Annotated in this window: 15 protein-coding genes; 8 read left to right on the top strand and 7 right to left on the bottom strand. The window is 41.4% G+C overall.

All coding sequences use genetic code 11. From position 1 onward, the window contains the following. The first annotated feature begins 39 nt into the window (after positions 1-39). Positions 40-690 carry an HNH endonuclease gene (locus H6G74_RS30185; protein ID WP_242051390.1) on the top strand — a complete coding sequence of 217 codons (651 nt, stop codon included), beginning with the start codon at positions 40-42 and terminating at the stop codon, positions 688-690. Beyond that, entirely contained in the window at positions 683-1,633 is a 951-nt protein-coding gene (locus H6G74_RS30180) for a DUF4351 domain-containing protein (protein ID WP_242051389.1), read from the top strand. The genes H6G74_RS30185 and H6G74_RS30180 overlap by 8 nt, the downstream gene beginning before the upstream one ends. Before the next feature lie 125 nt (positions 1,634-1,758). Here H6G74_RS30180 and H6G74_RS30175 read toward each other — a convergent pair whose 3' ends face one another. The 4 genes from H6G74_RS30175 to H6G74_RS30160 all read right to left on the bottom strand — a co-directional run bounded on the left by H6G74_RS30175 (position 1,759) and on the right by H6G74_RS30160 (position 4,839). Then, positions 1,759-2,364 carry a hypothetical protein gene (locus tag H6G74_RS30175; protein WP_190971195.1) on the bottom strand — a complete coding sequence of 202 codons (606 nt, stop codon included), beginning with the start codon at positions 2,362-2,364 and terminating at the stop codon, positions 1,759-1,761. Positions 2,365-2,543: 179 nt separating this feature from the next. Further along, positions 2,544-3,146: a hypothetical protein gene (locus tag H6G74_RS30170; protein WP_190971194.1), complete on the bottom strand. Its 603-nt coding sequence runs from the start codon at positions 3,144-3,146 to the stop codon at positions 2,544-2,546. Between the two features lie 55 nt (positions 3,147-3,201). Further along, positions 3,202-4,317, bottom strand: coding sequence for a non-hydrolyzing UDP-N-acetylglucosamine 2-epimerase (wecB, locus tag H6G74_RS30165; RefSeq protein ID WP_190971193.1), 1,116 nt, complete (start codon positions 4,315-4,317; stop codon positions 3,202-3,204). A gap of 147 nt (positions 4,318-4,464) precedes the next feature. Then, a complete protein-coding gene (locus H6G74_RS30160; protein WP_190971192.1) occupies positions 4,465-4,839 on the bottom strand; it encodes a hypothetical protein in 375 nt (124 codons plus the stop codon). 716 nt (positions 4,840-5,555) lie between these two features. Between H6G74_RS30160 and H6G74_RS30155 the strand changes: the two genes are divergently transcribed. Both H6G74_RS30155 and H6G74_RS30150 read left to right on the top strand, forming a co-directional pair. Continuing rightward, the gene (locus tag H6G74_RS30155) at positions 5,556-6,827 is read left to right on the top strand and encodes a type IV pilus twitching motility protein PilT (protein WP_190971191.1); all 1,272 of its coding nucleotides are present in this window, start codon (positions 5,556-5,558) and stop codon (positions 6,825-6,827) included. A gap of 68 nt (positions 6,828-6,895) precedes the next feature. Continuing rightward, positions 6,896-7,663 (top strand): circadian clock KaiB family protein, encoded by a 768-nt coding sequence (locus H6G74_RS30150; RefSeq protein WP_190971190.1) that lies wholly within the window; start codon positions 6,896-6,898, stop codon positions 7,661-7,663. Positions 7,664-8,116: 453 nt separating this feature from the next. Here the strand turns inward: H6G74_RS30150 and H6G74_RS30145 are convergent, their stop codons facing one another. From H6G74_RS30145 to H6G74_RS30140, 3 genes are all read right to left on the bottom strand, one after another. Further along, positions 8,117-9,034: a histone deacetylase family protein gene (locus tag H6G74_RS30145; RefSeq protein ID WP_190971189.1), complete on the bottom strand. Its 918-nt coding sequence runs from the start codon at positions 9,032-9,034 to the stop codon at positions 8,117-8,119. Positions 9,035-9,136: 102 nt separating this feature from the next. Beyond that, the gene (locus H6G74_RS31695) at positions 9,137-9,265 is read right to left on the bottom strand and encodes a hypothetical protein (protein ID WP_277927190.1); all 129 of its coding nucleotides are present in this window, start codon (positions 9,263-9,265) and stop codon (positions 9,137-9,139) included. A 78-nt stretch (positions 9,266-9,343) separates the two neighbouring features. Beyond that, a complete protein-coding gene (locus tag H6G74_RS30140) occupies positions 9,344-10,162 on the bottom strand; it encodes a SirB1 family protein (RefSeq protein WP_190971188.1) in 819 nt (272 codons plus the stop codon). A 1,195-nt stretch (positions 10,163-11,357) separates the two neighbouring features. Between H6G74_RS30140 and H6G74_RS30135 the strand changes: the two genes are divergently transcribed. The 4 genes from H6G74_RS30135 (at position 11,358) to atpC (ending at position 15,400) form a co-directional block, all read left to right on the top strand. Next, on the top strand, positions 11,358-12,287 hold the full coding sequence (locus H6G74_RS30135) for a choice-of-anchor L family PEP-CTERM protein (protein ID WP_190971187.1): 930 nt from the start codon (positions 11,358-11,360) through the stop codon (positions 12,285-12,287). A 275-nt stretch (positions 12,288-12,562) separates the two neighbouring features. Beyond that, positions 12,563-13,234, top strand: coding sequence for a PEP-CTERM sorting domain-containing protein (locus H6G74_RS30130; protein ID WP_190971186.1), 672 nt, complete (start codon positions 12,563-12,565; stop codon positions 13,232-13,234). 213 nt (positions 13,235-13,447) lie between these two features. Next, positions 13,448-14,893: a F0F1 ATP synthase subunit beta gene (gene atpD / locus H6G74_RS30125; RefSeq protein ID WP_190971185.1), complete on the top strand. Its 1,446-nt coding sequence runs from the start codon at positions 13,448-13,450 to the stop codon at positions 14,891-14,893. Between the two features lie 93 nt (positions 14,894-14,986). Then, on the top strand, positions 14,987-15,400 hold the full coding sequence (gene atpC, locus H6G74_RS30120) for an ATP synthase F1 subunit epsilon (protein WP_190971184.1): 414 nt from the start codon (positions 14,987-14,989) through the stop codon (positions 15,398-15,400). The last annotated feature ends 280 nt before the right edge of the window (positions 15,401-15,680 follow it).

The raw sequence follows: 15,680 nt of genomic DNA, 5'->3' as shown, positions 1-15,680 counted from the left end.
CAGCACTTTCTTGAACTTCTAGATTGAAAGGGCGTGCCATTGCTTCCTCATGAGTCTTTTTCTTCCATGTTCTTTATTCTACAGTTCTATGCACGCTCATTTAGACTTGGTATTAGCAAGGAAATCTATTCACGAATGGATTACTTGGTGTACCAAAAGCTGAGGGCTTGGGCAAAACACCGTCATCCCAAAAAGAATCATGATTGGGTGTCAAAAAGATACTGGCAATCAGTAGGCGGTGACAACTGGGTCTTTGCCAGCAACAGCGAAGGGAAATATTCGCTTTGTTTACTCAAACATGACCACACCCCGATTGTGCGCCATGTAAAAGTTAGAGGCTCATCGTCTCCATACGACGGCAACCTAGTTTATTGGAGTACAAGAATGGATAAAAATCCACTTGTTCCTGCTCAGGTAGCCAAACTCCTGAAACAGCAACATGGAAAGTGTACCCACTGCGGTTTGTTTTTTCGTGAGAATGATGTGATGGAAGTTGACCATAGAATTCCTAAATCACTTGGTGGCAAGAATTCTTTTCCTAATCTGCAACTTCTTCATAGACATTGCCATGATACAAAAACTGCTAATGATGGCAGTCATGGCACTAAATCTGGCTGTAACAGTGCCAAGCCTAAGCCCACCAAAAGACTTGAAAAAGTCATGGATAAATGGGTAATGAGGTATGTATGACAAACACCTTTTCACTGAGGAGCCGTGTAACGGGAAACTGTTAAGCACGGTTTTGGAGAGCAACGGCTCTCGTGAGGGAGTCGTTGACTTTAATCAAATAGCCCGCGAAGCCGAACTTGGCAGAAGATATGCAGATAAATTAGTCAAAGTTTGGCAAATTGATGGGGAAGAAGTTTGGCTGTTAATTCATGTCGAAATTCAGGCGAAACCAGAAGATAACTTCGCCGAAAGGATGTTTTTGTACAACCTGCGAATTTTTGATAAATTTGCCAAACCAGCCATCAGCCTAGCAATTTTGTGTGACGCTGACTCTACTTGGAGACCGAATCAATACAGTTACAATTATCCTGATTGCAGTCTGGTTTTTCAATTCGGCACTGTCAAATTACTGGATTATCAAAATCGCTGGACAGAATTAGAAACCAGCGATAATCCTTTTGCGACAGTTGTCATGGCGCATTTAAAAACGCAGCAAACCAGCAAACAGCCAGGAGAAAGGAAAAATTGGAAATTCAGCTTAATTCGCCGACTCTACGAAAAAGGGCTAGAAGAAAGAGACATTCGTAACCTCTATCGTTTTATCGATTGGGTTATGATTTTACCAAAAGCATTAGAAACAGAATTTTGGCAAAACTTTAAGTTATTCGAGCAGGAGCTTACTATGCCTTACATAACCACAGGCGAGCGCATTGGCTACGAAAGAGGCAAGGAAGAAGGTAAACAGGAAGGTAAACAGGAAGGTAAACAGGAAGGTAAACAGGAACAAACACAAATACTTGTCTTACGACAACTGCAAAGGCGGGTGGGAAATTTACCCGACGAAGTTCGTCAACAAGTTCAAAGTCTTTCTTTAGAACAATTGGAAGCACTGAGTGAGGCTTTATTAGATTTTAGTGCGATCGCTGACTTACTCAACTGGTTACAAGCCAATCAAGCAGTATAGTTTAACTTGTGAATTAAACTACCACAGGCGATCGCATAGGGTGAGGCTTTATGAGATTTTAGTGCGATCGCTAATTTACTCAGTTGGTTACAAGCCAATCAAACAGAATAGTTTAAGTTTTGTAACTAATAAAAGTAAAAAATAATCCTCACTTCTTTTGGTGAACCTAAAGCTAAGAGTTTCTCAAAAAAATAATCAAGAAATTCAGAACCAACAAATCCTCTATAACTTTCTACCCAACTGACTTGTACAATATCCGATTTAGGAAGATAATTCGAGTTTAGAGAATAGCAGTGCGCGTTTTCTGGCCATTGTTCGTAAGGAAATGGTTGATTACTAGAAAACAAGTTTGCGTACTGTGGTTCAACCAAGCCGTAAAATTTAATGAGTTTTTCCCAATTAAAACTAATCAGTTCTTGAACCAAAAGCCAAGACGCATTCCAACAATTATCATCTTCAATTTCAATATAAGTTTTTAAGAAAGGTGAAAGGTCTTTTGGCAACCCTCGTGGTCGAGATATAGGTATAATATCTACACCATACAACTTTAAAAATCTTTCCCGGCGCACACCTGCTAGAACAGCAAAAAACCCATAAGGTCTGCCGATATCTATGATTTCTAAAGTAGATAAATCTTGATGTGACTCCTTACTTAAATCCTCAGTTATTGATAATAGTGTCCATTGTCCATCCTGTAGACGTTCTGAAAATATTTTAATATCAGTACCCATAATTCGTACAGCCAAATTTAATTTTTGGTAAAGGCAAAATGAAAGTAATCAAAAAGCATAATATAAGTTAAATTACTACAGACGATCACATAGGGCGAGGCTTTATGAGATTTGAGTGCGATCGCTGATTTACACAACTGGTTACAAACCAATCAAGCAGGATAGTTTAAGTTTTGTAACTAATAAAAGTAAAAAATAATCCTCACTTCTTTTGGGGAACCTAAAGCTAAGAGTTTCTCAAAAAAATAATCAAGAAATTCAGAACCAACAAATTCTCTATAACTTTCTACCCAACTGACTTGTACATTATCCGATTTAGGAAGATAATTCGAGTTTAGAGAATATAATTTCGCTTCCTCTGTCCATTGTTCGTAAGGAAATGATTGATTACTAGAAAACAAGTTTGCGTACTGTGGTTCAACCAAGCCGTAAAATGTAATGGGTTTTTCCCAATCAAAATTGAGCAATTCTTGAACTATAAGCCAAGAAGCATCCCAACAATCATCATCTTGAATATGTGATTTCAAAAAAGGTGAAAGGTCTTGTGGAAGACCTCGTGATCGAGATATAGGTCTGATATCTGCACCATACCACTGTAAAAATCTTTCTCGACGGACACCAGCTAGAACAGCAAAAAACTCATAGTGTGTGCCGATATCTATTTTTTCTAGAGGTGAAAATTCTGCTGTTGATTTTTTTAGACCCCGACCTTTTGGTTTTAGCACTGCTGTCCATTGTCCATCTTGTAGAAACTCTACAAATATTTGGATTTGAGTACTCATAATTTGTGCAAATAAATTATTTTTTTGGGAAAGGCATTTTGCCTCTCCCTATTTATCAACCCACTCCCAAATAATTCTTTACAATTTGCAAAATTCTCTCAGCAGCATGGCCATCACCGAAGGGATTAATTGCATTAGCCATTGCATCATACGCCGCACAATTACTCAATAACTCAGCCGCCGCCGCCAAAATACTCGCGCTTTCAGTCCCGACTAGTTTAGCTGTACCCGCCGTTACAGCTTCAGGACGTTCTGTGGTTTCTCGCAAAACTAACACTGGTTTACCTAAACTTGGTGCTTCTTCTTGCAAACCACCAGAGTCAGTTAATAAAAAATGCGATCGCCCAATTGCACCCACCAATTCGGCATAATCTAAAGGTTCGGTCAAAAATACGCGCGGATGTTGCCCTAATAATGCTTGCAATGGTTCCCTAACTGTGGGGTTGCGATGCAGTGGTAACACCAAAGCAGTATCAGGAAACTTATCTAATATTTGCAGAAAACCTTGGGCGATCGCTTGTAATGGTTCTCCCCAATTTTCCCGGCGGTGAACTGTGGACAACAACACGCGATATTCATTCCAATTCAACCCAGGGACATTACAAGCTGGCTGACTCGCCGCCACATTCAACAGTGCATCAATCACTGTATTCCCAGTCAAGTGAATTTCGCCCAATACTCCAGAACGTTGCAAATTCTCTACCGCCAAAGTTGTTGGCGCAAAATGCAGTTGCGTAATTTGCGAAATTAATCTGCGATTCGCTTCTTCTGGATAAGGATTGTAAATATTATCCGTTCTTAACCCGGCTTCGACATGACCCACAGGAATTTTTTGATAAAAAGCTGCCAAGGCTGCGGCAAAAGCTGTGGTTGTATCTCCTTGGACAATGACTAAATCTGGCTTACTTTTTTGAAATAACTCTTCTAGTCCGCGCAAACTGCGGCAAGTAATATCACTTAAAGATTGTTTTGGCTGCATAATCTCTAAGTCATCATCGGCTTTGAGGTTAAACAGTTGCATTACTTGTTCAACCATTTCACGATGCTGTCCAGTTAAAATTACTTGCAACGCAAATTCAGGAGATTCTTGGAAAACCTGAATCACAGGCGCTAGTTTAATCGCCTCTGGACGTGTACCTAAAATAATGCCAACTCGCTTTTTATTTGTCATGGCTGGTAGTCATTGGTCATGGGTCATTGGTCAATAGTAAATGTTTCATCCCTACAAATGACAAATGACAAATGACTAAGGACTAAAAATGAAAAAACCCGGCTGAACCGGGCAGATGTACTGTTTGTCGTGTTTAACGCAATAGTTTTATTTGATTTCACAAGTTAAAGGGCAAGCTGCATATACAGAGGTCTGTTGTAATTCTTCAGTCTCTCCATGTAACCAGCTTAACCATTTGATGTCACTGGGATGTACACCTTTGAGGGTGAGAACACCAGCTGCGATCGCCACTGCCAAAATATTGAACAAAATTAACCCACCGCCTACTAGTAAAACCGCACTAACAGGCATGACAGATTGTAAAACAATCGACAACAGACATCCGACCGTAGCCATCAAAACAACTAATGGAAAACCGACAACTAACAAACATACTGCCAACGTGAAAGTCCATATCAAGAAGCTTTTAATCATCATTAAGGAGTAGGTCTTTCCGAGATTAGAGCCTTGAGCCGAAACCATGACTTTTCCTCCTAAGTACACAGCAATCAATTTAATATCAGTGAGATAACGCTGTTGGCGAATCAACTGATTGTTTCAGTGAATCCCAGTATATAAAAAGGAATAGGAAAAATGAGCATTTAGTAACTTAACTTTACAGTTAAGTTTTTCTAATTATGAATGTAAAGTTCCGTTGATTTCTTGGTATGGAACTGGTTTGTGCCATCTATCTCAAGGAGTAGAAGCTGGTTCTTAACAGCCTCATCAGAATGTTTTCCACCCCTCAAATTGATCCCCTTAATATTTCTTATAAAAAGTGGGGTTGTCTCTCATAATTCACTAATTTGTCTGAAAAAAATACCTGCTGCTGATTTGGCTTTTAGCTGCTAGTCAATTGCCGGAATTTTGCGGAGAAATTTCTCATCTAATAGTGGGATGTTTTCACATTTTATCAAATGTATTATATATTGCTTTAATTTATAAGTATTATCACTGAAGGATATATAAGGATGCAGTGTGCTAAACAAGTTTATATGGACTTCAGGATTTTTTAACCTAATGGAGAGATTTGCACATTATCTAAAAAAATATACTAATAGGCAAATTAGGTGTAACGAAATGTTGCGATAAAGTTCTCAGCTAAGGAACAGCAACAAACCTGCTGTCTGCCGTCCTTAGAAGCACCAAGACAGATTTTTTGCAGATTCAAGTTCATAACTCCCTAATTTTGAAGATATATGACAGAAACACAGCACTCTGCCAATTCCCATCCTGCTGCTCCTCGGAATGTGCCGCCTATGCCGCCGCCACCACCATCATTAACGACACAACGGCAGCATACACAAACATTAGATATGTCTGCTCATCGGAATACAACTCAACCTGCACCACCGCCACCAGTTGCAGGTAATCGTCCCGCAAGTCCCCCACCAGCAGCAAAAAATCCTTCTGGGTTAACCTTGGGAGCAATTATTAAAGAAGCTTTTGATAACGGTTATTCAGATATTCACCTGGGCGTAGGTGAAGTTCCCCGCTACCGCAACCGTGGCGAAATTAGTCCCACAGAATATCCCGAAACAGATCATGAAACTTTCATGAGTTGGTTACGGGAAGTGATGACAGAGAAAGAAATTCAGCAATTTGAAGAAAACCTCGAATTTGATGGTGCAACTCAATATGAATTCGCCCGTGTTCGGTTGAACGTTTTTGGCTCACTGAAAGGCCATGCAATGGTACTGCGGTTGATTCCCTTGAAAATTTTATCAATGGAACAGTTGCGCTTACCGCCTGTTTTCCGAGATATCTGCCATTCTCATAAAGGCTTAATCTTAGTCACTGGGCCGACTGGTTCTGGTAAATCAACCACAATGGCGGCGATGATTGACTATATTAATCGGGAAATGGCCAAGCACATCATCACCATCGAAGACCCGGTAGAATTTGTTCACCAAAGTCGCAAGTCATTGGTCAAACAACGGGAAGTGGGGATGCACACCCGCAAGTTTGATAATGCTTTAAAAGCAGCCTTGCGGGAAGATCCAGATTTGATTCTGGTGGGGGAAATGCGGGATAAAGAAACCGTCAACACCGCCTTAAAAGCTGCCCAAACAGGTCACTTGGTAATGGGAACACTGCACACTAACAGCGCGGTAAAAACCATTGAACGGATTTTGAATTTATACTCTGGTGCAGAACAAGATGCGATGCGGGTCGCCTTGGCAGAATCGTTAGTAGCCGTCATCGCCCAAGGATTGTGTCGAACGACTGATGGTAAACGAGCTGCATTCCACGATATCTTAATTAACACTGAGGCGGTTAAAGAATGGGTCAAAGACGGTAAATATGATGAAATTACCGAATTGATGAAACAAGCCAGTTTCGACGGCATGATTACCATGAATCAGTCGTTGCTCAATCTTTATCAAGAAGGTCGCATTACTGAAGAAATCGCTTTAGAAATGTCACCAACTCCTAACGAAATGGCTCAGTTTCTCCGAGGACGAGTTTAATTACAGTAAAGGTAAAAAGTTATCGCCTCGGCTTTTTACCTCCAAGTTCCCCAACCCCTGTAACTAGCTTGACTACACCTAAACTCTTTTTACCTAAAGTTTTTAAAGGCATTGCCTTATTTACACCCGGAGGCGATTTAATTTATTGCATCGACCCGAATAAACAGGGTCGATGGCATTTGCATTTGTGTGCTGCTTTACAAGAAATTCTCGATTTATCGGAACCGCCACATTTTTTAGTTCCTTGTTATACTGCCACAGTTGACCACTGGTTAGATCCCCATACGCAACAAATTCGGACTTTTGCCGAGGCTTATCCGGCAGTACTACAACATCAAGCTTTACTGAATACAATTTTTCATACGGGCGATTTAATCTGGCAAGCTGCACCTTGGCAAGATGGTTTGTGCGATCGCATGGTGTTAGGCACTTATCGTTCTACATTTCCCCAACTTTGGGAAGACCACGACTTAATTGTGAATTTAGATTTATCAGAAAAGGCTCCCAAATACTATCCACCAGTCAGAACCACCCAAAACCTGCAACAAAAAAACCAATGTTATGTTTTGCGTTTATTTATTGCGGGTCATAGCGCCAATACCGAACGGATACTGCACAATTTACACGAATTGTTAGAGCGATCGCTCAAATATCCCTACACTTTAAAAGTGATTGACGTTTTAACTCATCCAGAACAAGCAGAAATTGATCAAGTGTCTGCAACTCCCACTTTGGTGAAAGTTTGGCCGCAACCAATTCGACGCATCGTCGGCGATTTAGATAACGCCGAGAAAATTTTCCAAATGTTAGGTACTAAAGAAAAGCTATCTCCTTGAAGCAAAATTCAGGAGTCATAAGCTAAATTTTTTTCATCCCTAGTACAGGTCGGCGGAAATAAACAGACCATAAGAAATTGCTAAAAAGCTTGTGGTATCGTTATTCTTTCTTTTTCCTTTTGCCCTTCGGGTTCACCATTTGACGACAGTTGCCTCAAGTCGGGAGACCCTTTCAGCAGTTCCTCCTGGGGGAAACCCCCAAGACCGGACTGCTTCACCACGGCACTGTCTCCTTTATGCCGGGAAACCCGTCCACCGCAATGGCTCACCTTTTTACTTTTGCCTTGCTGTACTAGTAGTTCACCAACCTAACATTGCCGTGTAGACCGAGCAAGGGTGCAGGGAGCAGGGCGCAAGGGAGAGAATCTTTCCCCTCCGCTCCCTGCTCCCTGCCCCGAAGCCTGCCACCACGCAAAGTTTTCTTGGCAGACTACTAGCCTCTAGCCCCTAGATTTACAAACAACGTTCAATTGTCGCTAACACAGATTGAGAAAGTGATGAAAAATCATAACCGCCTTCTAAACCAAACAGAATTTTCCGCGTGATACCCAAACAATAATCAGTAAATAAACCATAATCTTCTGGAAGTAAATTCATACTTGCCAAAGGATCGGCGGCGTTAGCATCGTAACCTGCGCTGACAATTAATAAATCCGGTTGAAAGTTTTGTAAAAATGGGAATATCTTACTTTCTAACAGTGGGCGATAAGCTGTGATATCGCTACCTGGGGGTAGTGGCACATTTAAGACGTTATTATGATAGCCTCGTTCAGAAGCTTTACCAGTGCCAGGATAACAAGGATACTGATGAAGAGAACAGTAGGCAATTTGGGGCTGATCTTCCACGATCGCCTGAGTTCCGTTACCATGATGTACATCCCAATCGAGAATTGCCACACGCTCAACATCTGGTTGTTCTAGTGCATAAAAAGCTGCGATCGCAGCATTAGAAAATAAACAAAAACCCATCCCCGCATCACTTTCAGCATGATGTCCCGGTGGACGCGCCAGCACAAAAGCCGGATTTTCTGTAGTTAAAACAACATCAACACCATCTAACCAAGCACTCACCGCCAACAACGCCACATCATAACTATTGGCTGAAACGGGTGTATCACCATCAAGATAGCCACCGCCACTAGCCGCAATTTCTCCCAGTTTTCTGACGTAGGCGGGACTGTGGGCTTGTAATAATAAAGACATCAACGATGGTTTATCAGCAACGGGAGTAGGTTCGCGCCAAGCAATCTTTTCTGCAAACGTCGCTTCTTTTAACGCTGTGACAATCGCTATTAGACGTTCTGGGTTTTCTGGATGATAATTTCCCGTCTTGTGATTCAAAAACTCATCCGAATAGATGACTGGTAGCATAGGTGGCAATCATCAAAGTTACTGAATGCCATTGTATAGCAGAAGGCAGAGAGCTATAATTACCCAACACTCACTATCTTGAGACTGTCATTAGTCCAGGACTTACGCAAAAATTCTCAAAAAGCTTAATTTATCGAACCGCCAAGTCGCATTAGACGCGCAAGCGGCTTCCCGCAGGGTAGAACGCCAAGAAATCGTAGAGTCTGCGTAATTCCTATAGTCATTGGTCATTAGTATTGACAAATGACTAATGACTAATGACCAATGACAGCCTCAACTAGGAAATGTGCCACTTGAATGCAAACTTGTTTATTTGCCCATTTCGCTAAGTAACCGTTGAATTACCACTGCATCTTCAGCATCAGGAACCTTGGATAGGTAATTTTGTAAGTCTGTGACTGCTTGCGGGTAATGTCCTAATTGATAGTAAAGCAGACCGCGATCGCGGATTTCTAACATCGCCGTCGGAAATAACAATAAAATTCGTTCTACAGCAGAGAGTGTTTTGCCCAAATCTTGCTGTTTAAGATATATGTATTTTAAATTAGTTAGCATCCTAGCCAAAAATTGCCGATTGCTGACAGTGGCTAAAAATTCGGGTTTGAGGTTGACAGGTTGTTGAAACATTTGGGTGAGTCGTTCCTGACAATCTTCTGTAAACATTACCTCACCCCGATTAAAAGCATCCACAAAAATCTCCATATCAGGAATATCAGGACGGATGAGAAAATGTCCTGGTAGTCCTATACCCACCATCGGGAACTCAATTCTGTGGGCAATCTCTAGATAAACCAGTGCTAGAGTGATGGGAATTCCCATACGGCGGTCAATCACATCATTTAAAAAGCTGTTGCGGGGGTCGTAGTAGTTACTACTATTGCCCGTAAATCCTAAATCATCATACAAATACTCATTCAAGCTTTGAATCAACCGCAACGGATAGCGTGGAGTTGGTAAACGTTCTTGAACCTCTTGTGCCATTGTATCGAGGGCATTGAGATATTCTTCTGGGTCAAGATTGGGATATTCTTCTTGGGCAATGTATAGTGCGGCCTTGGCCAAGTTGATATACTCGTCAGGTTGCTGAATCTCTTGGTAAAAATATTGTCTGGCTGACGAGAAATTCATAAGCAAATTCTGCTTTAACTTTAGAGATGAAGCTAGGGCAAATAGGGACTGAGCGATTTTTGCACTTATCTTTATCTTAAGTGAAGAGTATGAAAGTAAAACGCCGAATGCAAAATCGCACAATTTTATCAAACAGCATTCAGGACTCAGCCCTCAGAATTCAGAATCATAAATAAGTTAGGAGTCTACTAGTAGTCTGCCAAGAAAACTTTGCGTGGTGGCAGGCTTCGGGGCAGGGAGCAGGGAGCGGAGGGGAAAGATTCTCTCCCTTGCGACCTGCGCCCTGCACCCTTGCTCGGTCTACACGGCAATGTTAGGTTGGTGAACTACTAGATAGAAATTTTCATAGCCTGACACAGCAATCATCAATGACTTACAGGACTTACGCAAAAATTCGCAAAAAGCTTAATTTATCGAACCGCCAAGTCGCCGAGAACGCCAAGAAATCGTAGATTCTGCGTAAGTCCTAACTTACAAACATCTCTCTACCTTGTCTACTTTGTCTCTCTTGTTTCTTTTGTTCATATCTTAAATATGACTGATATCGTACTGATTTTCAATCTCTCTCACCATTCTGAGTTATCACTGAGAATGTAATTTTTTCCACTCAAAATATTTACTATAACTAGATCAATAAATAACAAAAATTATTAAAAAATATCGTTGATTATGATTTTGTTTTATTTTTATAAAAAATTGATTTATAGAGAGATTATATAAAGATTTATTTATATCAATCTAAAACTCGCTTCATATTTTATTCATTTTATTTTTATACTTTAATATAAAAACATTTTGAAGAAATTGAATTTATTTACAAAGTTTTATCGATAAAATTAGCCTAACAATTGTCTCAAGGTATTGTAAAATCGTCTTTTGCGAGTATATATACAGAATTAGAAATTTAATTATTGTGTAAACAACCGTATTTCTACTATCCAAAAAAATAGTTAAATACTAATCTAATTACATAGACAAGCGAGAGAAGAATAAAGATTAACTCGCTAAAATTCGGCAAAAAATGTGTTTTCACGGTGTAGTTACAGCACCATATTGAGGATTAGCGATCGCGGCTAGAGATAAATTCAGTTTGTGACCATAGCACTTGCAGCTTTATGGCATAAGTTTTACTGGCTTTACCTAAATTTTAACAAAACCAGTATTGCCATTATTCACTTTCGATTGGTAGAAAAACATGAATTCTCTTAAAAGCTTTCTCAAAACTGGTGCATTTTCTTTATTAGGTTTAGGATTATTAACTGCGCCTGCTCAGGCTATCAATATTACTACTAGCAGTGACCCGAATGTTTTAGTTAATAACATTTTAGGTTCAGGGATTACAATCTCTAATGCTACCTATCAAGGCGCACCCATAGCATCTGGAATTTTCACAGATGGTTTAGCTTCAGGTATCGGCATAGATAGAGGAATTATTCTCACTACTGGTAATGCCAATTTGGCATCTGGGCCAAATACGACTGAAAGTGCATCTAGTAATAACAAATTATCTGGCGATGCTGACTTAAGTGCTTTAATTTCTGGCGTAAAAACCTTTGATGCCAGTGTACTGGAATTTGAATTTACATCCACAACTGGCAATCTATTTTTTAATTATGTTTTTGCTTCCGAAGAATATAACGAATACGTAAATTCTCAATATAACGATGTATTTGGATTTTTTTTGGATGGTAAAAATATTGCCTTAATCCCCGGAACTAATACACCAGTTTCTATTAATACCGTTAATGGTGGTAATCCATTTGGCAGTAATGCCACTAATCCGCATTTATTTAATAATAATGCCTTCAGTGATGGTGGAATTTATAATCTGCAATATGATGGTTTTACCAACATCTTTTCTGCACAATTCTTGGGTTTGAGTGAAGGCGTACATCGACTGAAAATAGCAATTGCAGATGTGGGAGATTATCGTTACGATTCTGCGGTGTTTATTCAAGCAGGTACTTTTTCTTCTGGCGAACTGCCAAAACCAGAAGTACCAGAACCTACACCCGTACAACAAGTACCAGAACCCACCACGGTTTTAGGTATATTGGCTAGTGCTGCTTTTGGTCTAACCTCCCTTCGCAAGCGGACGTTAGCAGTAACTAAAACTCTCCGCTAAATTTTATGTAAAAATACGGAAACTTCATTATTAAATTACGAAGAAAGAAGTACTCTATAAAAGTAACTTCACAGGAATAACACGTAGTAACATGACTAATAAGCCAAAACTTGTAGTCAAACTCATTGTTTACCAGGATTTGCTGCGTGTTCTGTGATGCGATCGCCGATCAGGAGTAATTGTCCCCTAAAACACAGTACCCCTAGACAAGTTACTTAACAAACCGCCCGTATTACTACTGGCTTCTTTCTTTGGAAAAACATTCTACTTAAAGTATGGCTAAATCAAATTTATTTTCCACATTCAGTAAATTAGGACTCACATTAACCACCATCACAGCCATAGGCATAGCAACATCTCATACAGCCAACGCCGCCACCCTGTTGTCTGACAACTTTAATAGTGAAAATGGTGGTGTGGGAAGTTTAAACTACAATGCTTTTACCAACTGGAACGTTTCTGGTGGCACTGTTGACTTAATTGGGAATGGTTTTTTTGACTTATTCCCTGGTAACGGACTGTATCTTGATACAGATGGCTCGACCCGTAATGCTGGCAGAATTACATCAAAAACAGCATTTACATTTAATCCTGGAGATGTAGTTGACATCAGCTTCGATCTTGGTGGTGCGAGAAGAAGAAACCAAACTAACTCAGTAATTGTATCTTTGGGCAGCTTGTTCAACGAAACATTCACCTTACCAGCCAACCAAGCTTTAACCACCTTTACCCGCACCATTAATGTTGCTACACTCTCCACTGCTAATTTAGCCTTTGAAGGCGTTGGTGGAGATAATGTTGGTTTAATCCTGGATAACATTACTCTGTCGCGCACTCCCACATCAATTCCTGAACCTAGTGCTTGGTTAGGTGTATTAGCATTGGGGGCTTTAGGTACAGTTTCAGTATCTAAGCGTCAACTCCAAAAACTCAAAGCTAAAGCATAAATAAATTTTCACTCAACTTTGTAGCGCCCGTGTCAGAATACATCTGACGCGGTGTTTTTTGTTTTTAGCCTCATTTCCAAAACAAAACACTGGTCTTAAGGAATTACTAACGGAGTTATGTCCCCTTCCGGTGCTACAGTGAAAGATGACATTGCTTAATCTTTTGTCATCAAAGACCTCATCTGAAATATAGCTTCAATCATTAGGCTCAGCATGGTCACCGCAGAAAAAACAAACATAGGCTACATTACCCAAATCATTGGTCCTGTTGTAGACGTTAAATTCCCTGGCGGTAAATTACCGCAAATCTACAACGCTTTGACCATCAAAGGCACTAACGAAGCTGGACAGGAAATCAACCTAACCGTCGAAGTACAGCAACTGCTGGGCGACAACCAAGTTCGAGCCGTGGCGATGAGTTCCACCGACGGTCTAGTACGCGGTTTGGAAGTTGTCGATACAGGCGCTCCCATCAGTGTACCAGTGGGTAAAGCTACCCTGGGTCGGATTTTCAACGTTCTTGGCGAACCTGTGGATAACAGAGGGCCAGTCAACACGGAAGAAACCTTACCTATCCACCGTGATGCTCCCAAGCTAACTGAACTGGAAACCAAACCTTCCGTTTTTGAGACCGGAATTAAAGTCGTTGACTTGCTAACTCCCTATCGACGTGGCGGTAAGATTGGTCTGTTCGGCGGTGCAGGTGTCGGTAAGACCGTGATCATGATGGAGTTGATCAACAACATCGCTACCCAGCACGGTGGTGTATCCGTATTTGCTGGTGTGGGTGAGCGTACCCGCGAAGGGAACGACCTCTACAACGAAATGATTGAATCTGGGGTTATCAACAAAGACAACCTCAACGAATCGAAAATTGCTCTGGTTTACGGTCAGATGAACGAACCACCCGGAGCAAGAATGCGGGTTGGTTTGTCTGGTTTGACAATGGCTGAGTACTTCCGTGATGTCAACAAGCAAGACGTATTGCTGTTTGTTGACAACATCTTCCGCTTTGTACAAGCAGGTTCCGAAGTATCCGCGCTACTAGGTCGGATGCCCTCTGCGGTAGGTTATCAGCCTACATTGGGTACTGACGTAGGTGCATTACAAGAACGGATTACCTCGACAACCGAAGGTTCTATTACCTCCATTCAAGCTGTTTACGTACCTGCGGACGACTTGACTGACCCCGCACCTGCAACCACCTTCGCCCACTTGGATGGTACTACAGTACTATCTCGTGGTTTGGCGGCTAAAGGTATCTACCCTGCGGTTGATCCTCTGGGTTCTACCTCAACAATGTTGCAGCCCAACATTGTAGGTGACGAACACTACAACACTGCTCGTGCTGTGCAAGCAACCTTACAACGCTACAAAGAATTACAAGACATCATCGCAATTCTCGGTTTAGACGAATTGTCTGAAGATGACCGTCTGACTGTAGCACGCGCTCGGAAGATTGAGCGTTTCTTGTCTCAGCCCTTCTTCGTAGCAGAAGTATTCACCGGTTCTCCTGGTAAATACGTAAAATTGGAAGACACCATCAAAGGCTTCCAGAAGATTCTGTCTGGTGAATTAGATGCTCTGCCAGAGCAAGCCTTCTACTTGGTAGGCGATATCAACGAAGCGATCGCCAAAGCTGAAAAGCTCAAAGGTTAATACTCAGTGAACAGTCATCAGTGAACAGTCATCAGACATGAAAACTGTTCACTGAAAACTGAAAACTGAAAACTGATAACTGAAAACTGAAACATGGCATTAACCGTTCGTGTAATTTCCCCAGACAAAACAATCTGGGATGCTGAAGCTGAAGAGGTAATTTTACCCAGTACAACTGGTCAGCTAGGTATCCTCAGTGGACACGCACCACTGTTGACAGCTTTAGATACAGGTGTAATGCGTGTTCGTGCCGGCAAAAATACCAACTGGCAAGCGATCGCACTTTTGGGTGGTTTCGCAGAAGTAGAATCTGACGAAGTGACAATCTTAGTCAATGGCGCAGAACGTGGCGACACCATCGACGTAGACAGCGCACGCACAGCTTACAACGAAGCCCAAACCCGCCTAGCTCAAGTTCCAGCAGGCGATCGACAAGCTCAAATCCAAGCTAACCAAGCATACAAACGCGCCCGCGCTCGTTTTCAAGCTGCTGGCGGTTTGGTGTAAACATTGCTCATAATCTGCAATTTTGTAGAGTAGGCTATCTGCTTGCTCTACAAATTTTTTTGGGGATATGAGCGATCGCTTCCTGAAGTCTATAGCGGTTCTCGGTTGGATGAAGTACATTCAACCCCACCCCCAACCCCTCCCCGCACGCGGGGAGGGGTTGGGGGCTGACAGGTGTAGGTTTTTTACAAAGGTGTGAGTAGTCAATCACTCTCGACAGAAAATAAAAGCAGAATCATAGAGTGAAACAGAGGCTCAAATGCTAAAAAATGAGTACCTC

The organism is Nostoc spongiaeforme FACHB-130 (genome assembly GCF_014698475.1).
Taxonomy (GTDB): Bacteria; Cyanobacteriota; Cyanobacteriia; order Cyanobacteriales; family Nostocaceae; genus Nostoc_B; species Nostoc_B spongiaeforme.
The sequence above is the reverse complement of the archived record's forward strand: the minus strand, read 5'-3'. Positions and strand labels throughout refer to the sequence as shown.